This window comes from Phenylobacterium sp., assembly GCF_037189685.1.
In the GTDB taxonomy this organism is placed as follows: domain Bacteria; phylum Pseudomonadota; class Alphaproteobacteria; order Caulobacterales; family Caulobacteraceae; genus Phenylobacterium.
Genome location: NZ_JBBCIT010000018.1, coordinates 17,968 through 37,864 on the forward strand (window position 1 = coordinate 17,968; position 19,897 = coordinate 37,864).

Annotated in this window: 14 protein-coding genes; 12 read left to right on the top strand and 2 right to left on the bottom strand. The window is 68.4% G+C overall.

What is annotated here, in order from left to right; translation table 11 throughout:
- Positions 1 to 23 precede the first annotated feature (23 nt).
- The 6 genes from WG212_RS12820 (at position 24) to WG212_RS12845 (ending at position 9,219) form a co-directional block, all read left to right on the top strand.
- Positions 24 to 791: an IclR family transcriptional regulator gene (locus WG212_RS12820; protein ID WP_337187492.1), complete on the top strand. Its 768-nt coding sequence runs from the start codon at positions 24 to 26 to the stop codon at positions 789 to 791.
- Positions 792 to 1,165: 374 nt separating this feature from the next.
- Positions 1,166 to 4,114, top strand: coding sequence for a TonB-dependent receptor (locus WG212_RS12825; protein WP_337187493.1), 2,949 nt, complete (start codon positions 1,166 to 1,168; stop codon positions 4,112 to 4,114).
- A 194-nt stretch (positions 4,115 to 4,308) separates the two neighbouring features.
- Positions 4,309 to 5,838 (top strand): AMP-binding protein, encoded by a 1,530-nt coding sequence (locus tag WG212_RS12830; protein WP_337187494.1) that lies wholly within the window; start codon positions 4,309 to 4,311, stop codon positions 5,836 to 5,838.
- Positions 5,839 to 5,989: 151 nt separating this feature from the next.
- The gene (locus WG212_RS12835) at positions 5,990 to 6,859 is read left to right on the top strand and encodes an enoyl-CoA hydratase (RefSeq protein WP_337187495.1); all 870 of its coding nucleotides are present in this window, start codon (positions 5,990 to 5,992) and stop codon (positions 6,857 to 6,859) included.
- Between the two features lie 18 nt (positions 6,860 to 6,877).
- On the top strand, positions 6,878 to 7,966 hold the full coding sequence (gene alr, locus WG212_RS12840; protein ID WP_337187496.1) for an alanine racemase: 1,089 nt from the start codon (positions 6,878 to 6,880) through the stop codon (positions 7,964 to 7,966).
- The gene (locus WG212_RS12845; protein WP_337187497.1) at positions 7,963 to 9,219 is read left to right on the top strand and encodes a D-amino acid dehydrogenase; all 1,257 of its coding nucleotides are present in this window, start codon (positions 7,963 to 7,965) and stop codon (positions 9,217 to 9,219) included. Before alr ends, WG212_RS12845 begins: the two co-directional genes overlap by 4 nt.
- Before the next feature lie 110 nt (positions 9,220 to 9,329).
- Here WG212_RS12845 and WG212_RS12850 read toward each other — a convergent pair whose 3' ends face one another.
- A complete protein-coding gene (locus WG212_RS12850) occupies positions 9,330 to 9,878 on the bottom strand; it encodes a cupin domain-containing protein (protein WP_337187498.1) in 549 nt (182 codons plus the stop codon).
- Positions 9,879 to 10,273: 395 nt separating this feature from the next.
- Here WG212_RS12850 and WG212_RS12855 point away from each other — a divergent pair, with 395 nt between their 5' ends.
- The 5 genes from WG212_RS12855 (at position 10,274) to WG212_RS12875 (ending at position 16,852) form a co-directional block, all read left to right on the top strand.
- Entirely contained in the window at positions 10,274 to 11,227 is a 954-nt protein-coding gene (locus WG212_RS12855; RefSeq protein WP_337187499.1) for an alpha/beta hydrolase-fold protein, read from the top strand.
- Positions 11,228 to 11,237: 10 nt separating this feature from the next.
- Positions 11,238 to 12,599, top strand: coding sequence for an MFS transporter (locus WG212_RS12860; protein ID WP_337187500.1), 1,362 nt, complete (start codon positions 11,238 to 11,240; stop codon positions 12,597 to 12,599).
- The gene (locus WG212_RS12865; RefSeq protein ID WP_337187501.1) at positions 12,596 to 13,681 is read left to right on the top strand and encodes a DUF2817 domain-containing protein; all 1,086 of its coding nucleotides are present in this window, start codon (positions 12,596 to 12,598) and stop codon (positions 13,679 to 13,681) included. Before WG212_RS12860 ends, WG212_RS12865 begins: the two co-directional genes overlap by 4 nt.
- A gap of 313 nt (positions 13,682 to 13,994) precedes the next feature.
- Entirely contained in the window at positions 13,995 to 15,518 is a 1,524-nt protein-coding gene (locus WG212_RS12870) for a M81 family metallopeptidase (protein ID WP_337187502.1), read from the top strand.
- A 44-nt stretch (positions 15,519 to 15,562) separates the two neighbouring features.
- Positions 15,563 to 16,852 (top strand): aspartate aminotransferase family protein, encoded by a 1,290-nt coding sequence (locus WG212_RS12875; RefSeq protein ID WP_337187545.1) that lies wholly within the window; start codon positions 15,563 to 15,565, stop codon positions 16,850 to 16,852.
- Positions 16,853 to 17,092: 240 nt separating this feature from the next.
- Here the strand turns inward: WG212_RS12875 and WG212_RS12880 are convergent, their stop codons facing one another.
- The gene (locus tag WG212_RS12880) at positions 17,093 to 18,601 is read right to left on the bottom strand and encodes a CoA-acylating methylmalonate-semialdehyde dehydrogenase (RefSeq protein ID WP_337187503.1); all 1,509 of its coding nucleotides are present in this window, start codon (positions 18,599 to 18,601) and stop codon (positions 17,093 to 17,095) included.
- Between the two features lie 96 nt (positions 18,602 to 18,697).
- Between WG212_RS12880 and WG212_RS12885 the strand changes: the two genes are divergently transcribed.
- Positions 18,698 to 19,579, top strand: coding sequence for a LysR family transcriptional regulator (locus WG212_RS12885; protein WP_337187504.1), 882 nt, complete (start codon positions 18,698 to 18,700; stop codon positions 19,577 to 19,579).
- Positions 19,580 to 19,897 lie beyond the last annotated feature (318 nt).

Sequence of the window (19,897 nt, forward strand, 5' to 3'; positions counted from 1 at the left end):
CCCCGGACCGTTCGGAGAACTAGTTGCGTCCCGTCGAACTCGCCCTGCAACTCATCGAGCTGCTCAGCCTCAACCAGCCCGCGGGCGTGGCTGAACTCGCGCGGCTCGCGGACGTGCCCAAGTCGACGGCCCAACGGACCCTGCGGGCCCTGGAGAAGGCCGGCTGGGTCGAGATGCTGGACCCGAAGCATGCCGCCTGGAGCCTTTCGGCCCGCGCCGTCGTGACGGGCAGCCGCCTCACGCAGGATCAGGCCAATCTGCGGAACCTCGCCATCCCCGTGATGGAGGAACTGCGGCGGGCGACCGAGGAAACCGTCTACCTGACCTATCTCTACAAGCGGTCGATCTTCTTCCTGGAGCGGCTGGACGGCATCAAGCCCGTCCGGCACTTCTTCGCCTACGGCGAGCGCACCGCGCTCCATGCCACCGCCTCGGGACAGGCGATCCTCGCCGCCATGTCGCCCGAGGCGCTGGACGCCTACCTCGATCGGCCGCTGACGTCGTTCACCAGGGCGACCGTCACCGACGCCGGTCTGCTCCGCCAGGAACTGGCGGCGGCGCGGGAGCGCGGCTACGCCCTGACACAGGGTGGAAACGTCCTCGACGCCCATGCGATCGCCGCGGCCATTCGGGGCGCTGATGGAGCGCCCGTGGCGGCGCTGGCCGTGTCCATGCCCGGCGAACGCGCGACCGATGCGGTCATCGCGGAGTTCGGACCCCGAGTGGCGGACGCCGCTCGTCGCCTGAGCCTCAGCGCGCCCGGCCTTGCCGCGACAACGCGAGGGGCGTGAGGGCGGCGCGGGCTTCGCCGTCGACGTCAGCCTGATCGCGGCCGACGCCAACCGCCAGCAGTGCGTGCACGACGAGCAGGATCTGCCGCCGGAAGCCGCCACGCGTGATCGACGAGTAGCTGGTGGTGCTGGACGACGCGGCCTTCAGGGTGCGCGCTCGCCGGTAGGCTTTGTCTGCCGCTCGAGCTGAGCGATCTCTGTCGCTGACGCGCTGGTCGGATGGGTGAAGCGAGCTTGAAGGCACAATCTGGGTTTCCGCCCGTGAACGATTTTGACGAAGGAAGCAGGGGGTGACGACGCTCTGACCGTCTGACTCTCCGAAGAGCCAAGATTGGCTTAGAGGGGGTTCCACAATGAATGCTCGTTCGACTGCGGTGTTTCGCCAACTTCGCGGGGCGCTCCTGGCGGGGTCGGCCATCGCCTGCTTGGGCGGCGCCGCCTTGGCGCAGAGCCAGACGCATACGTACGACATCCCGGCCCAGCCGGCCGCGGAAGCGCTCAACCGCTTTGCGACCCAGTCGGGCCTTCGGATCCTGTTTCCTTACGAGGCTGTGGCGGGAAAGCGGACCCGGCCGGTTGCCGGGACCCTCAGTGAGCAGGCGGCCCTCGACCAACTGCTGGCCGACACCGGTCTCGTGATCGTGTCGCGGCAGGGGGACGTCATCACCCTCGGCGCCGGCAGGTTTCAAGGCGAGGCCGAAGCGCCCGTCGCCGTCGGGCTCGACGAAGTCGTCGTAACGGCCTCTCGCCTCAACCGCGCAGATGTTCCGACGCCGCTGACGGTGCTCGACAAGGAGGCGCTCCGTGAAGGCGCGCGCGCGAACTTCATCGCGAGCCTCATGGACAGGCCGCAGTTCAAGGCGAGCTGGTCGCCGCAGATCACCGGCGGCTCCTTCGCCGCGGGCAGCTTCAGCGTCGATCTCCGTGGCCTCGGGAACGCCCGCAGCCTTGTGCTCGTCGACGGACGCCGACTGGCGGGCGGCTATTCGAACGGCGCCGCCGGGATCGATCTGTCGGTCATTCCCGGCGTCATGGTGGATCGCGTCGATGTGGTGACCGGAAGCGCGTCCGCCGCGTGGGGTTCGAACGCGGTCGCCGGCGTCGTCAACGTCATCATCGACAACCAGCTCGAGGGGATCCGGATCGGTGGCCGCTACGGCATCTCCAGCCGCGACGACGTCGAGGAGAAGCAGTTCGAGGCCGTTGGCGGCTGGCGCTTCGCCGACGGCAAGGGACATCTCATCGTCGGCGGCGAGTACGTCGACAACGACGGCGGGCGGCCGAAGACATCGCGCAAAAACGTGGGCCGATGGGCGGTCGTCCCCAACCCGGCCTTCACCGCGACCAACGGCCAGCAGCCGCTGATCTTCGCGCCCGACGTGGGCTTCGCCAACGCGAGCCTGGGCGGGCTCATCCTGACGGGGGTCAACGCCGGCCGGACGTTCAATCCGGACGGAACGCTGCGCGCGTTCGATCTCGGCCGCGTGTCGGGCGTCACGTCCATCGGTGGTGAAGGCCCGTCCAACGATGACTTCAGCTATTTCTCGGCGCCCTACACGCGATACAGCGTCATGGGTCGCGTCACCTATGATCTCAATGACGACCTGAAGCTGACCGCCGACCTTCTGCATTCGCGCGTCCACGACGACTTCGGGTTCCTGCTCGACCCCAACCGCGGCGACATCCGGATCTCCATCGACAACGCCTTCCTGCCGGCGGCCATCCGGGCCCAGATGGTCGCTGCTGGCGAAACCGCGTTCACGATGGGGCGCGCCAACCGCGACTACGCCTTCATCGAGAACGACTACAGCCGCAAGACCACCCAGGGGACCCTCGCGCTCGAGGGCAAGGTGGGCGAGACGTGGCGCTGGAACGCGTACTACAGCCACGGGCAGTTCAATGAGCGCAACGACCTCGGCAACCTGCGCATACGGGCCAACTTCACCGATGCCGTGGACTCCGTCGTCAGCCCCACGACGGGCCAGCCTATCTGCCGCGTCGCGCTGACCGACCCGACGACGACCTGCGTGCCGATCAATCTCTTCGGCGAGGGGGCGCCGTCCGATGCCGCGCGCGCCTACGTGCTGGGGACAGGCCAACTGCGTCTTCAGGCCGACCTCGACACGGGCGGCTTCACCGTCCGGGGCGAGCCCTTCGAGACCTGGGCGGGGCCCGTCTCCGTCGCCCTGGGCGCCGAGGCTCGGCGCGAGGAGCTACGCCAGCGCGTGGGCGCGCTGGATCTCGCGAACGCCTTCGCCTTCTCCAACTTTGCGCCGATCGCCGGCAAGAACAGCACCAGGGAAGGTTTCGGCGAGGTTCTCGTCCCGCTCGTCCGGGATGTCCCGGGCCTGGAGATGCTGCAGTTCAACGGCGCCGCGCGGATCACGGACGACCGCCTGGGTTCGATCTGGTCCTGGAAGCTCGGTTTCACCAACAAGGTGACCGAGGGCGTGCAGGTGCGGTTCACGCGCTCGCGCGACATTCGTTCGCCCAATCTCGTGGAGCTGTTCTCCGGCCAGGTGCTCAACCTGACCCAGATCAGCGATCCGCAGACCGGGACGGCCTACCAGGTCCGGGCCATGACCGGCGGCAACCCGAACCTGCGACCCGAGACGTCGAAGACGACGACCGCCGGCGTCACGCTGTCGCCGCCGCAGATTCCGAGGCTGACGGTGTCGGCCGACTACTTTGACATCGAGATCGACAACGCGATCTCCACCATCGCCGCGCAGACGCTGATCACCCTATGCTCGCAGGGCGTTCAGTCCCTCTGTTCTCAGATAGTGCGCGGCCCGGACGGCCTGATCGCCACCACGTCCGCGACGCTGCTGAATTTCACGCGTCTGAGCACCAGCGGTGTCGATCTCTCGCTGAACTACAGCATCCCGCTGTCGAACGGCGGGCGGCTTTCGCTGCGAAGCACCGGAACGTGGGCCAGCAAGTACGAGAGCAACAACGGCATCACCACGATCGACTTCCTGGGATCCCAGGGCACGATCGGCTCGGCTGGCGTGCCGAAGGTCGTGGTCAATTCGGCGATCACATATGACGACGAGCGCCTTCGTCTGAGCCTGCGCAGTCGCTTCATCTCGGCGGGCACGTCGAACGTGACGCTCGCCATTCAGAACAATCGCATTCCCGCGTACATGTATTTCGACCTTGGCGCGTCGTACAAATTCGATGTTCTTGAGGACAGGGAGGTCGAGGTCTTCGCGAACGTCAACAATCTCTTCGACAAGGATCCGCCCATCTCGTCGGCGTTTTCGCCCTACTACGACATCGTCGGGCGATACATGGTCGTCGGAGCCCGCGCACGCTTCTGACGCTGTCGTCGCAAAAACCGGCGCGCGGGCCGCAAGGCTTGCGCGCCGTCCGGTGAGGCTTGGATGGCGGACGCGCGCGGTGCGCAGCTGCATGACGTTTGACCCCTTGATGAGACGGAGCGTGGGCCTTGAGCCAGCGATTGAACGGGTGCGGCGACAGCGCGTGCGCCGCGGCCTGGAATTGAGGGGGGCGCGTGAACCTCGTCCCGATGAACGCCATCCTGCGCCATAACGCGGCCGTCTTCGGACCGGACGCGGCAGGCCTGATCGACGGCGACCAGGTGGTGAGCTGGGCGCAGCTGGAAGTCGCGGCCAACCGGCGCGCGCGCCTTATCCAGGCCCAGGGGATCGGCCCTGGCGATCTGGTGACCTTCAACCTGCCGAACGGGCTGGAATTCTTCGAGACGACCTTCGCACTCTGGAAGCTCGGCGCTACGCCGAACCCGATCTCTCCGAAGCTGCCGGCCCGGGAACTGGGCGCCATGCTGGAGGCGGCGCGGCCGGCGCTGTTCATCGGCGACGGGGACAGCGAGGGCGCGCCGGCCGGGCTGCGCCGGCTTCCGCGCGGCGTCGATACGGCGGGGCTGTCGGGCCAGCCGCTGGAAGAGGTGGTTTCCGCACAGTGGAAGGCGATCACCAGCGGCGGGTCGACGGGGCGTCCCAAGGTCATCGTCGACCATCGGCGCGCGGTGTTCGACGTCGACGCGCCCACGCTCGGCCAACCGGCCGGCGGCGTGGTCCTCAATCCCGGGCCGCTCTATCACAACGCCCCCTTCCTCTTCTCGCACGAGGCGATGTTCGTCGGCGCAACGGTCGTGAACATGGATCGCTTCGATCCGGAGCAGGCCCTGGCCCTCATCGATGCGCATCGCGTCCAGTGGGTGAACTTCGTGCCGACGATGATGGCGCGCATCTGGCGGCTGCCCGAGGACGTGCGCAGCCGCTACGACGTCTCCAGCCTTCAGACGGTCTATCACATGGCCTCGGCCATGCCGGTGTGGCTGAAGGAGGCCTGGATCGACTGGCTGGGCGCCGAGACGATCTGGGAACTCTACGGCGGCACCGAGCGGCTGGGCTCCACGATCATCCGGGGCGACGAGTGGCTCCAGCACAAGGGGTCGGTCGGCCGCGCGGCCGGAGGCTGCCAGGTCCGGGTCCTGAACGCCGACGGCGAGCCCTGCGCGCCCCGTCAGGTCGGCGAGATCTTCTTCCTGCCGCGGGAGGGCGCCGGAAGGACCTACCACTACCTGGGCGCGGACTCGAAACGCCGCAGCGACGGCTGGGAGAGCCTGGGTGACATCGGCTGGCTGGACGAGGATGGCTTCCTGTACCTGGCCGATCGCCGCTCCGACCTGATCCTGCGCGGCGGCGCCAACATCTATCCCGCCGAGGTCGAAAGCACGCTCGATGAGCATCCGGACGTGGCCTCGTCCATCGTCGTCGGGCTGCCCGACGAAGACCTCGGCCAACGGGTGCATGCGATCGTGCAGTGGCGGCACGGGGTGACGCCGCACGCCGCGGCGCTGCAGTCGTTCCTGCTGGCGCGGCTGTCTCGCTACAAGGTTCCGGAATCCTTCGAGTGGACGACGGAAGACCTGCGTGACGACGCCGGCAAGGCGCGCCGCGGCGCGCTGCGCGAGGCGCGGCTCACCCTGCTTCAGACCGCCGATCACATGCCGGACCAGGTGGTCGACCTTCGGGCGCGCCCCGGCGCGAGGGCCTAGCGCGCGCCGGCCCCGTGTGGAAACGAGCGTGCGTGTCGGCCATGCGAAGCGCACGCTGTCGATGGCCGGCCTTGCCGCCGGGCGGCGTCGCATCACGCCACAACGTCGTAGGCCGCGTTCGCGCGCGCGCCCCGCAATATTGGAGAGTCTGATGACCAAGATCGCCAACCCCGAGGCCCCGTTCGTGGAGATCGCCTACGAGCGACCCGAACCCGGCGTCGCGCGGATCCTCATGAACCGCCCCGACCGCGCCAACGCCCAGGGCGTGGCGATGACCTATGAGCTCGATCGCGCGTTCCAGCGCGCCTGCCGCGACCCCGAGGTCCACGTCATCATCCTGGCCGGCGCCGGCAAGCACTTCAACGGGGGGCACGATCTGGGCGGTCGCGGCCAGCCCGATCCGCGCGAGGGCCGCAGCCTTTGGGGCGAGTTCGACGGGCCGGGATGGGCGGGGAGCTATGCGCGGGAACGGGAAATCTATCTCGACATCACCGAGCGCTGGCGCAACGCTCCGAAACCGACGATCGCCGAGGTCCAGGGCGCCTGCATCGCCGGCGGCCTCATGCTGGCCTGGGCCTGCGACCTGATCATCTGTTCGGACGACGCGCGGTTCCGGGACAACACCGCCGCCGACATGGCGATCCCCGGCGTCGAGTTCTTCCACCACCCGATGGTGATGAACGTCCGCAAGGCCAAGGAATGGCTGCTCACCGGCGACTGGATGGACGCCGAGACCGCCCTGGCGGTCGGCATGGTCAACCACGTGGTCCCGCGCGCCGAGCTGCCGGACTTCACCCTGGGGGTCGCCCGCAAGATCGCCGCCACCAACCCCTTCACCGCCCGGCTGGTGAAGGAGGCGATGAACCAGGCGCAGGACGCCATGGGCCGGCGCGCCGCCATGAGCGCCGCCTTCTCCCTGCACCAGATGGGGCACATGCAGAGCTTGCTGACCAACGGCCTCCCGATCGATCCGAGCAAGCTGCCGGCCAGCGTGCGCGAGAAGCTGCCGCGACGGGGTTAGGCCATGGCGGGCGGTTTGTTGACGATCGACCTGGCGGCGGTGGGCGCCAATTACCGCACGATCCGGGCCCATGCCGCGCCGGCGCGCGTCGCGGCCGTGGTGAAAGCGGATGCCTATGGACTGGGGGTCGGCCCGGTCGCCAAGGCCCTCGTCCGCGCGGGCTGCCGTGACTTCTTTGTCGCCGACCTCACGGAGGCGAGCGATCTGCGCGGACGCCTTGGGGGGGATTGCGACATCTATGTCCTGAACGGCCTCTGGGCGGGCAGCGAGGCGGCCGCCGCGGCTGCGGGCCTGACCCCGGTGCTCAACTCGCTCGCGCAGCTCGATCGCTGGGCCGGTCTCGGCAGGGCCGTCGGGCGCGCGCTGCCTGCGGTGCTGCAGCTCGATACCGGGATGTCGCGCCTGGGCCTGGAGCCTGTCGACGTCGCCGCCCTCGTGCGCTCGCCGGGACGGCTGGACGGCCTCGACATGCGCTACCTCATGAGCCACATGGCCTGTGCGGACGTCGGCGATGATGCGGTCAACGCCCGGCAAAGAGCGCAGTTCGAGAGTCTCGCGGCCCAGTTGCCGCCTTGGCCGCGCAGCCTCGCCAACTCGGCCGCCGCCCTTACCGACCAGCTGGCCCGGGGCGACCTGGTGCGGAGCGGCCTCGCGATCTACGGGGCGGTCCCTGGTCCTGGTCTCAGGCCTGTCGTGGGCTTGTCGGCGCGGGTCATTCAGGTTCGCACTGTCACGCCTGGAACGGGCGTCGGCTATGGCCTGACCTACCAGGCTCGCCGGACCGAGCACATTGCGACAGTAGGTGTCGGCTACGCCGACGGCTGGCCGCGAGCCCTCAGTAATCGGGGCGCAGCCTACCTTGGCGAGGTTCGTCTGCCCATCGTCGGTCAGGTGTCGATGGACAGCATGATGATCGATGCGACCGAACTGGGCGACCGCCTGCAGGCGGGGGATGCAGTGGAACTGATCGGCCCGAACCAGACACTGGCGCAGGCTGCGGCGCTCGCGGATACGATCCCCTACGAACTGCTCACGCGTCTCGGGCGGCGCTATGCGCGAAGCTACCGGCAGGACGCCGACGCCGCTATCGTAGGGGCCTGCGCATGAGGGTGACCATACTGGGCGCCGGTGTCGTGGGCGTAACAACGGCCTGGTACGCGGCGCAGGCCGGCCACGAGGTGACCGTGGTCGAACGGCAGTCCGGCCCGGGGCAGGAGACCAGCTTCGCCAATGCCGGTGAGATCTCGCCCGGCTACGCCTCGCCGTGGGCCGGACCTGGCATACCGCAGAAGGCGATCCGCTGGCTGTTCATGCGGCATGCGCCGCTGATCCTGCGCCCGCAGATGGATGGCCAGACGCTCGGCTGGCTGTTCGCGCTCCTGCGCAACTGCACGGAGGCGCGCTATGCCGTCAATAAGGCGCGGATGGTGCGCCTCGCCACCTACAGCCGCGATCAGATGGAGGAGCTGCGCGGAACCGTCGAGATCGACTATGACGCGCGGGCGCAAGGCACCCTGCAGCTCTTCCGCAAGCAGGCGCAGCTCGACGGCATAGCGAAGGACATCGAGGTGCTGCGCCAGTTCGGGGTGGCCTACGAGGTCCTGGACCGCGCGGGGTGCGAACGGGCAGAGCCCGGACTGCGTGAGAGCCCGTCGCAGATCGCAGGCGGCCTACGGCTGCCGGCGGACGAGACCGGCGACTGCTTCAAGTTTACGGAGCGCCTGGCGTCCCTTTGCGCCGGCGCAGGGGTCCGCTTTCTGTACGGGACGCGGGTGGAGCGGCTGCGCGCCGACGCGGGAGGCGTTCAAGGCGTGGTGACCGACAAGGGCGAATTGCCCGCCGACGCCGTGGTCGTGTGCCTGGGAAGCTGGTCGGCTCGGCTGGTCCGGCCGTTGGGATTGAAGCTTCCGGTCTATCCGGTGAAGGGCTATTCGATCACCGCTCCGATCGTCGATGCCGGTCGCGCGCCTCAGTCCACGCTCCTGGACGAGACCTACAAGATCGCCATCACCCGCCTGGGCGATCGGATCCGCGTCGGCGGCATGGCCGAGATCTCCGGCTATCGCGCCACCCTGGAGCCGCGCCGTCGCAGCACGCTGGCCTATACGCTGGAGAGCCTGTTCCCAGCCGCGGGCGATACTGGAACCGCGACGTTCTGGGCCGGATTGCGGCCGATGACTCCGGACGGGACGCCGGTGATCGGCGCCACGCCCGTTCGCGGCCTCTATCTGAATACCGGCCACGGCACCCTGGGCTGGACCATGGCCTGTGGGTCTGGCCGCGTGATGGCCGACCTGCTCTCGGGCCGGGCGCCGGAGATCGAAAGCGCCGACCTGGCGATCGGCCGCTACGACGCATGATCGCGCCCTCTCGGACCAGCCTGCATTAGACGCCGAGGCGCACATGAGACGGGCCACAATCCACGGCAAGACGATCGGCCTGGCCGTTCAGGTCCAAGCGGACTCTGCCTCTAGAATGTCGGTGGCGTGCAAGCGCTCACGAGGACGCAAGGTTCTTGGCCGACGCATCGAAAGCGATGCGGACGACGGCTCTCGAAATAATAGGCGTCGCCGGGACCTAGGATGCGCCGCTCGTCGCCGACCGTCACCTCGAGCCGCCCGCTGAGCACGATCGCGCCTTCCTCTCCCTCATGGACGAGCGGAATGCGGCCGGTGTCGGCGCCGATTTCGTAGCGTTCGCTGATGATCTGCAGCGAGCGGCCGACCATGGTCTCCCCCACCTGGCGGTAGGAGATGCTCCCCTTGCCGATCTCGGTGAGCTCGTCGGCCCGGTAGAAGACCTTCTTCGCCGCGGTCGGCGTGAAGGCGAAGAACTCGGCGAGGCCGATGGGAACACCGTCGAGTATGCGCTTCAGCGCCCCGACCGAGGGGTTGGTGGAATTGGATTCGATAAGCGAGATCGTCGAGTTGGTCACCCCGGCGCGCTTGGCGAGCTCACGCTGGGAGAGCTTGTACTCCATCCTCACGGCGCGCAGGCGCTGGCCGACATCCAACGTCATCTCAGAACCTCGCTGTCGCTGGTGTTGCGGATCGCACAAAGGCTAGGCGGTTAGTCGTGTCGTTCCAATGGCTGGCGTTCGCGCCCGGTACGGTTTGTTGCGGGATCCGAACCGGCCGCACAGCCTGTGCGGCGGCTTCCCGGGCCATCCGGCCGGGATGGGCGAACAACTCACCGAAAGGCCTGCGCGGCGACGCGGGCGATCGTGCTTCGCCCTCGGACTCCTTTTTTGAAAGGTGGAGCAGGGGGTCGCGACGGCCCGCCCGTCTGAATCCTCGAGGCGCCGACAGAGGCGCGTGAGGGGGTTCACCATGCTGTTCGGCAAGACTGCGGCTGTGCGCAGCGATCGGGGTCTGACCGCCCGCGCCTCTGCGCGCGCCTAGGTCGCAGATCACAATGCTCGCGACTCTCCTCGCCGCGGCCGCTGTCGGCGCCGCCCCCGCGCCGCCGGCATCCGCGCCGCAGCCGGTCTCGGCCGATGCGCTCGCCAAGAGCCTGTTCCTCCCGGGACAGGCCGTGGACGTCGAACATCGCGGCAAGACCTACCGCGTCTTCGTGTCGGTCCCGCCCGATCCGGTCCCGCCGGAAGGATTTCCCCTCCTCGTCGTGCTCGACGGGAACTTCAACTTCCACACCGCCGCGGCCATGGCCTCGAGCCGCGCGCGGTGGAAGGAGATGTCGCCGGTCGTCGTGGTCGGGGTGGGCTATCCCACCACCAGCGTCGACGACATCCTCGCCCGTCGCGTGGCCGACCTGACGCCGTTGAAGACGACCGATCCGGGGGTGCTGGCGAACCGCGCGCCGGGGGCCGTGGGCGGCGAGGCGGCGGCGTTCCGAAGCTTCCTGACAGGCACCCTTCCGTCCGTCGTCGGGTCCTTCACCACGATCGACAGCGCCTGCACGACGCTCTTCGGGCATTCGCTCGGTGGGCTGTTCGTCGCCGACACCCTGTTGCGGGCGCCGCAGACCTATCGCCAGTACTTCGCGTCGAGCCCGTCGCTCTGGAACAACGACTTCGCCGTGCTGAAGCAACAGGCGGAGTTCCGAGACAAGCTCGCTGCGCTGCCCGCGCCGATCCGGGTGGAACTGTCCGTCGGCGGGCTCGAGCGCGAGTTCTCGGCGCGCCAGCTTGCCGGCGTCCCGAGCCTGCGCGGGCTGCCGGACGTGCGGATGGTCGCAGCGCTCACCGAGTTCGGCGGCTGGATGACCGGACTGCGCTCGCCCAATGTCAGCGTCAAGTACGGCGTCGTCGAAGGCGAGACCCACACATCTGTCGTGCCGGGCAATCTCGTCCGCGCCGTAGACCTGGCGTCGGAGTGCCCCGCCACGTCGCCGCAGACCGGCCGCTGAGCAGCGCATCATGACCGGCCGCCCGCTCCAAGACCGCCGCGATACGCCGCGGGACGCGCGCCTTGCCGCGTTCGCCGCGCCCGCCATGCCGATGGCGGTCACGAACCTCTCGCTGGCGGTGTACCTGCCGCAGTTCTATGCGACCCAGAGCGGCATCGGCCTGGCCGTCATCGGCTTCGTCTTCATGGCCGTGCGGCTCGCCGATCTCGTGTTCGATCCGCTGCTGGGGATCGCCATCGATCGGACCTCGACATCGATCGGGCGGTTCCGGCCCTGGATGCTCGCCGGCATCCCTGTGGCGATGATCGGGTCCTGGCTCGCCTTCTTCCCGCCGCAGGAGGTGGGCGTCGCCTACCTGGTCGGCGCGCTGAGCGGCGTGTTCGTCGGCTATTCCCTGATCACGGTCACCCAGTTCTCCTGGGCCGCTGTGCTGGGCGAGGACTCGAACGCCCGTTCTCGCGCCTACGGCGCAATCCAGGGCGCCGCGACCCTTGGTATGCTGCTGATCATGGCCCTGCTGCCCCTGGTTGCGGCCTACCTACCTGGCGGGAAGGACCTGACGGTTCCAGCCATTGGTCTCTTCATCATCATCACCACGCCGCTCACGGTGATGGTGGCGACCACCCGTGTCGCTGAGCCCCAACGGGCGGCCTTGGCGCACGTCCCGTCCTTCGGCCGCGCCGTGCTGGACTACGGCAAGGCGCTGGCCTGCCCGCCGGTGGCCCGCGTCATGGCCAGCACCGTCTTCACGGCGCTCGCATCAGGCGTGACGAGCGCGCTCTTCCTGTTCTTCGCGCCCTTGAAGGGCTTCACGGCGGCGCAGGCCAACCTGCTCCTCCTGATCTATTTCGTCGGCGCGTTCGCCTCGTCGCGCGCGTGGGCTCCGACCGCGTTCCGGTTCGGCAAAGAGAAGGTGCTGATCGCGATCTGTCTCACCGTCGCGGCGGTCAAGCTTACCGTGCTCGCCCTGCCGAACGGCGCGTTCTACTGGGCGAGCGCGGGGCAAGTCGTGCTCGGGGCCTGCTACTCCGGCACGATGATCATGTTGAAGTCGATCGTCGGCGATGCGGCCGATTACGCAAAGCAAAGGCTGGATGAGGACTTCACCGGCCGGCTCTACGCGGTCTACTCCAGCCTGACCAAGGCCAGCATCGCCGTCTCCGTCGGCGTCATCTTCTTCGTCCTGCAGGCGATCGGCTACGCGCCAAAGGCTGGAAGCAGCAATTCCCCAGAGGCCCTGCAGAACCTCGAACTGTCTTTCGTCCTCATTCCCGCGGCCCTGTTCGTGGCGGGGGCGCTCGCGATCGCCCGCTACGGCCGCACGTCACACCCGGATCCCGCTGCGTCGGTCCGGAGGGAGGTCCAGCCTTGATCTACGAAAGCTACAAAGACGCCCGCGCCGCGTTCCTTCAGGCGGCGCGCGATCGGTCCGCCGCGATCTCGGAGCACCCGCTCAGTGAGGCTCGGGGGCGTGAGGGCGAGGTCCTTGCCATGGATGTGGCCGTCATCGGCGAGCCGGCGGCGCCCAAGGTGTTGCTGGTCGTGTCGGGCGAGCACGGTCTCGAGGGCCTTCCGGGCTCGGGCGCGCAACTCGACCTCCTCCTGCGCATGCCGGATCCGCCCAAGGACACCAAGGTTGTCCTGGTGCACGCCCTGAACCCCTGGGGCGTCTCTCACGGCTCGCGCGGCAATGAGGACAATGTCGACGTCAATCGCAACTTCTTGGACTTCGAGGTCCCCTATGTCCGCAACGTGGCTTTCGATGAGATCTTCCCGTTCATGTGTCCGCAGGACTGGACGGACGACGCCGTCGATCGCGCCGCGGCGAACGGCAAGCGCGTCCAGGAAGAACATGGCGGCGCCTTCCTTCTGACCGGCACGACGGGCGGCCAGCGGCACGAGCCCACCGGAACGAACTATGGGGGCGCTGGCCCAAGCTGGACGCGCAGGACCCTGGAGCAGATCGTCGCCGAACACCTGGCGTCCTGCGAGAAGGTGGCCTTCGTCGACTGGCACTCCGGCTTCGGCGCGCATGGTGAGCTGTTCCACCTGTGCACCCATGCCGAGGGCTCGGAGGCGCTCGATCGGGTGGCGACCTGGTGGGGCCGCGACGCCGTCACCCGCAACGCCACCGCCTTCCAGGGCGCCGGCGGCGCCCTTCCCAATTGGCAGGGGATGTTCGCGACCTTCCTTCCGGGCCTGATCCCAAACGCCGCGGTCGCGGGATCCGTGATCGAGTTCGGGACCTTCCCCAATACGGAAGTGCGGGCGGCGATCATGATCGACCGCTTCCTGCGGTTCGGCCGAACGAACAGGAGTTCGATGTCTCGGGAGGCCCTGCGTGAGCAGATGTTGACGGCCTTCGCCCCCACCGATCCGGCCTGGCGAGGGGCGATCCTCGCCCGCGCTTTCGAGGCGCACCAGAAGGCGCTGGAGGGGTTGGCTGCCTGGTGAGCCCGACCGGCCGACGCGCTTTGGCCGCCCGCCACCGTGGCGCGCCTGCGGCCAGCCATCGTCCGGCCAACCAACCCGTGCCCATCCCGCCGGGATCCTTCCTCCGCGAGTCCGTCAGATGCGCTCTGCCCTTTCCGCTCTTGCCGCCGTCGCTGTGCCTGGTCGAACCATGTCGTTGGGCGCGAAGCTCGCCCGCAACGCTGGGGCGTGGCCGGACCGGCCGGCGATCACCTGCGGCGCGCCAGGGGACGCGCGGCTGGATCCTGCGGCCTGACGCGCGCCGCCTCCAAACGATCACGAGAAGTCCAGACCCATGAAACTGATGATCGCCGGCCTCCTGCACGAGACCAACACCTTCTCGCCCGTGGAAACGCCCCTCGCCCGGTTCTGTCCCAACGGCCGGGACCTGCTGCGGGGTGAGGAGGCGATCCGTCGCTATCGTGGCACGGAAAGCTGTGTCGGCGGCTTCATCGAGATCGCGGAGGCCGCCAGCGCCGAATTCGAACTTCCTCTCGCCGCCCACGCCCCGCCGAGCGCGCCTGTGAGCCTCGAGGCGTTCGAAACCATGAGCGCGATGATCATCGACTGCCTCAAGGCCTCGCACTTCGACGGCCTGCTGCTGGCGCTGCACGGCGCGATGGTCGTGGACGGCTTCGACGATGGCGAGGGCGAGCTCCTGCGCAGGATCCGGGCGGTTCGACCGGACGTGCCGATCGCGGTCGCGCTGGACATGCACGCGAACATCTTCCCGGCCATGGTCGAGCTCGCCGACGTGACGAGCGGCTATCATCTCTACCCTCACACGGACATGGCGGAGACCGCGCGCCGGGCCGGCTCGATCCTCCTGTCGAAGATGGCCGGCAAGGTGGCCCCGACGACCGCGTGGGGAAGCGTTCCCATGCTGCCCCACACCATGAGGCAGGGCACCCACGAATGGCCGAACCGCGAGCTGCAGGCCCTGGCCGCCGCCTGGGAAGCGGACGGGCGAGCCCTCTCGGCCAGTGTGTTCACCGGCTTCAACCTCGCGGATGTGAGCCATGCCGGTCTGAGCGCGCTCGTCGTCACGGATGGCGATCAGGCGGCGGCGCAGGCCATGGTCGAGGAGTTGCTCGACAACGCCTGGGCGGCGCGAGGCGACTTCCGTTACGTTCCGGAGCCCTTGGCCGACAGCATCGCGCGCGCGAAGCAGATGACCGGCCTCGACGGGCCGATCTTCCTTCTCGATCACTACGACAACTCCGCATCCGGAGGCACGATGGACACGACCGCCGTGCTGGCGGAAATCCTGCGGCAGGAACTCCAGGACGTCGCGTTTTTCGGCCTGTGCGATCCCGAGGCTGTGGAGACGGCGATCCAGGCCGGCGTCGGGGCGAAAATCGAACTGGAAGTCGGGGGACGGGTCGACTTGCCGTCGCTGAACGTTCCCAATCTTCCCCTCAGGATCCGCGGCACGGTCAGGACGCTGTCGGACGGCCTCGTTCCGAGCCGCACCAAGGCCAGCTTCGGCATGACAATGTCCATGGGAAAGGTCGCCGTCATCGATACCGGCGGGGTCGAGGTCGTCCTCGTCTCGAAGCAGATCGAACCGTTCTCGATCGATATGCTGACCGCGGTCGGGATCGATCCGCGCCGCCGCAGATATGTGGCGATCAAGAGCCGCCACCATTGGCGCGCCGATCTCGGGCCGCTGGCCGCCGCGATCATCGACTGCGCCGGCCTCGGGGTCTGCACCTCCGACTACACCCAGCTCAAGTTCCACAAGCTGCAGCGGCCGACGTACCCGCTCGATGCGGAGGCGCGTCGCGACGGGCGTTCCGTCGCCGGGGCGACCGCGTGAGCCTGCCTTCGAACACGGGGCGCACGGCGCTCGACAGCTACTGGATGCCGTTCACGAGCAACCGGCAGTTCAAGGCCGCGCCCCGCCTGCTGAGCAAGGCCTCCGGCATGTACTACGCCACACCGGATGGGCGCGAGGTCCTCGACGGCACGGCCGGCCTCTGGTGCGTGAACGCCGGACATGGGCGCCGTCAGATCGCGGAGGCGGTCGGCCGCCAGTTGGCTGAGCTCGATTTTGCGCCGTCGTTCCAGATGGGCCACCCGATCGCCTTCGAGACCGCCGAGCGGCTGGCCGCCATGGCGCCCGGTGGCCCCGCCGCCGGTCTCGACCGGGTCTTCTTCACCAACTCCGGATCGGAGTCCGTCGACACCGCCCTGAAGATCGCGCTCGCCTATCAGCGGGCCATCGGGCAGGGGACGCGCACGCGCCTGATCGGCCGGGAGCGCGGCTATCACGGGGTGGGCTTCGGCGGCATCTCGGTGGGCGGGCTGGTGAACAATCGACGGATGTTTCCGCTGCTGCCGGGCGCCGATCACCTGCGCCACACGCATGACCCAGGTCGCAACAGCTTCACGCACGGCGAGCCGGCTCACGGCGCAGACCTGGCCGACGACCTCGAGGCGTTGGTGGCCCTGCACGGCGCGGAAACGATCGCGGCGGTCATCGTCGAGCCCGTGGCGGGGTCGACAGGCGTGTTGCCGCCCCCGGTCGGCTATCTCGCGCGGCTCCGAGGGCTCTGCGACCGCCATGGAATCCTGCTGATCTTCGACGAGGTGATCACGGGGTTCGGCCGGCTGGGGGCGCCGTTCGCCGTCGACCGCTTCGGGGTGATCCCGGACCTCGTCACCACCGCGAAGGGGCTGACCAACGGCGCCGTTCCCATGGGCGCGGTGTTCGCGAGCCGAGCCGTCCACGACGCGCTCATGAATGGACCCGAGGCGCAGATCGAGCTGTTCCACGGCTACACCTACTCGGGTCACCCCGCCGCCTGCGCCGCCGCGCTGGCGACCCTCGACATCTATCGGGAGGAGGGGCTGCTCACCCGGGCTTGCGATCTGGCGGGCGTCTGGGACGACGCCATCCACAGTCTGCGCGGCCTGCCGCACGTGGCTGACATCCGCACGATCGGCCTCGTGGCCGGCATCGACATCGCGCCCCGGCCGAAAGCTCCGGGCGCCCGCGCCTACGATGTCTTCGTGGATTGCTTCGAACGGGGGCTTCTGGTCCGCGTGACCGGCGACACCATCGCCTTGTCGCCGCCGCTGATCATCGAGGGCGGCGACATCAGCAAGACCGTTTCGATCCTGTCCGACGCGCTGAAGCGGGTCGGCTGACGCAAACCCGCGTGAGCCGCGCAGCGCGACCCTATGGCCAGACGGCTATCGACCTGGCTGCCCTCCTCCCCGCAGCCAGGCAAACTGCCTCCCGGCCTTCGTGCCGGGAGGCCCCTTGCCACGTGCTGGCGGCCAAGGCTGGAGGTCCGCTCGCGTCGGCCGAGCGCAGGCCAATCGGCCGATAGACGAGCAGACCTGCAGGCGACCGGGCGGGAGCCTCCCCCGGTCGCCGCAGATGTCCTACCGCATCGTCGGGAAGTGGAACGATTGATCCGCAGGCTCGGTGCTCGCGGCTTCGGTGGGCCAACGCTGGGTGACGGTCTTGGTGCGGGTGTAGAATCGGATCCCGTCCATGCCGTATTGGTTGAGGTCGCCGAACCCGGACCGCTTCCACCCGCCGAACGAGTGGTAGGCCACCGGCACGGGGATGGGCACGTTGACGCCGACCATCCCGACCTCGACCCGGGCCGCAAACTCACGCGCTGCGTCGCCGTTACGCGTGAAGACGGCCACGCCATTGCCGTAGGGATGCTGATCGACGAGACCGATCGCCTCGTCGAGGGAGGCGGCCCGCACCACCTGCAGCACCGGGCCGAAGATCTCCTCCTGGTAGCTCTTCATCGTCGGCGTCACGTGGTCGAAGAGCGTCGGGCCCAGGAAGTAGCCGGCGTCATAGCCTTGCAGCGAGAAGCCGCGGCCATCCACGACCAGCTCCGCGCCCTCGTCCACGCCGAGCTGGATGTAGGACTCGATGCGAGCCTTGTGCGGGGCGCTGATGACCGGGCCGAACTGGGCCTGCGGGTCCGTCGACACACCGACGCGCAGGCCCGCGATCGCGTCGATCAACCGTGCGCGCAGGGCCTCGGCGGTGGCCTCGCCGACCGGCATGACCACAGGCAAGGCCATGCAGCGCTCCCCGGCGGAGCCGAAGGCCGCGCCCACGATGTCGGCGACCGCTTGATCAAGGTCCGCATCGGGCATGACCACGCCATGGTTCTTGGCGCCGCCCATGCACTGCATCCGCTTCCCCCGCGCCGCACCGCGCTCGTAAACGTACTGGGCGATGTCGGAGGAGCCCACGAAGCTGATCGCCTTGACGACCGGATGATCGAGCAGCGCGTCGACCACGATCCGATCCCCTTGGACGATGTTGAAAATCCCCGGCGGAAGCCCGGCCTCGATCAGCAGCTCGGCCAGGCGTTGGCACACCGTGGGATCACGCTCGGACGGCTTAAGGACGAACGCGTTGCCGCACACGATGGCGGGCGCCAGCATCCACAGCGGCACCATGGCGGGGAAATTGAAAGGGGTGATGCCGGCCACCACCCCGAGCGGTTGGCGCATCGAGTAGACGTCGATGCCCGGGCCGACGCCTTGCGAGTAGTCGCCCTTGAGCAGGTGCGGGGCGCCGCAGCAGAACTCGACGATATCGATGCCGCGCTGAAGTTCGCCCTTGGCGTCGGCCAGCACCTTGCCGTGCTCCTGGGCCAGCAACATCGCAAGCTCGTCCATGTGCGCCTCCAGCAGGCGCTTGAACTCGAACATCACCCGTGCGCGGCGCTGGGGATTCACAGCCGCCCAGGCCGGTTGTGCGGCCCGCGCGCTTTCCACGGCGCGCGCCACGACCTCGGCGTCCCCCAGCTCCAACGTCGCCTGCGGACCGCCCAGGCTGGGGTTGAATACGGGCTGGGTGCGGGCCCCGGCGACGGAAAGGGCTTCACCCTGAACGTAGTGGGCGATTGTGCGCATTGTGGACCTCCAAATCAGACGGTCCCGTCATAAGCCTCAACATTTTTGCGGCCTCCAGGAAGACATTCGCGCAGCCGGTGTGCGAAAACGCATATTATGAATTGGGACGACCTGCGGATCTTCCTGGCGATCAGCCGCTCCGGCGGGCTCGCCCAGGCTGGGGCAAGCCTGAAGGTCGACCATACGACCGTGGCCAGGCGGCTCAGCAACCTGGAGGCCACCGTCGGCGCGCGATTGGTTGTCCGCTCACCGCGCGGCGCCCGCCTCACCGAAGCAGGCGCCGCGCTCGCGCTGCATGCCGAACGGATCGAGACGGAGGTCATGTCGGCCGGCGCGCGCCTCGGTGGGATGGATCTCAAGCCCGCAGGCGTGGTGCGTCTGGCCACGCCGGAAGTCTTTGGCGCGAACGTCGTCGCGCCCGCGATGAAAGCGCTTCACGACCGGCGCCCCGAGATCCAGGTGGAACTGATAGCGCAGTCGCGCGCCGTCAGCCTCACCAAGCGCGAAGCCGATCTGGCCATCACCCTCAGCCGACCGCCGAGGGGCCGCCTGCATGTCCAGAAGCTCACCCCCTATCGACTGGGGCTCTACGCATCCCGCGACTACCTGGCTGAGTCCGGCGCGCCGACCGGCCTGGAGGATCTCCGAAGCCGACCCCTGGTCTGGTTCATCGATGAAATGATCGACATCCCGGAGCTGCGATACCTCGACCAGATCGCGGCCGGGGCGCGAACGGCCTTCCGTTCGACATCGATCGCCGCCCAGCACGCAGCCGTCGCCGCGGGCCTGGGCTTGGGCGTGCTGCATTGCTACGTCGCCGACCAAGACCCCCGCCTCGAACGTGTGCTCACCGACGCCGTCACAATCGAGCGGACGTACTGGCTGGTCAGCCATTCGGACGAACGTCATCTCCCACGGGTGCGCACTGTCATCGAATTCCTGCAGGAACAGGTCCGTGGCGCGCGCGAGCGCTTCTGACGGGCGCTGTGACGCCCCGATCACTCGGTAAGCGGACCTCTCGCGGCCGGGGTTGCGCGTCCGGTTGCCGTGACAGCGGTCTTCCCGTGTTGTCGGTGTTGAATATTCCGCAAACACCGTGACGACGATTGTGGAATATCAACGACATAGGCCTGAGAAGAAATAGTCTTGCCCCCCGCCTTCGAACATGGAGCCATGGTGTCGGAGGGGGCGGAACATGGGCAGATCCTCGCGCATCACGGACGTCCTGAGGATCCGACCGATCCCGCCCCTGCGGGCTCGTCACGGCGCGGTCATCAGCCGCCGGCCACGAGGCCG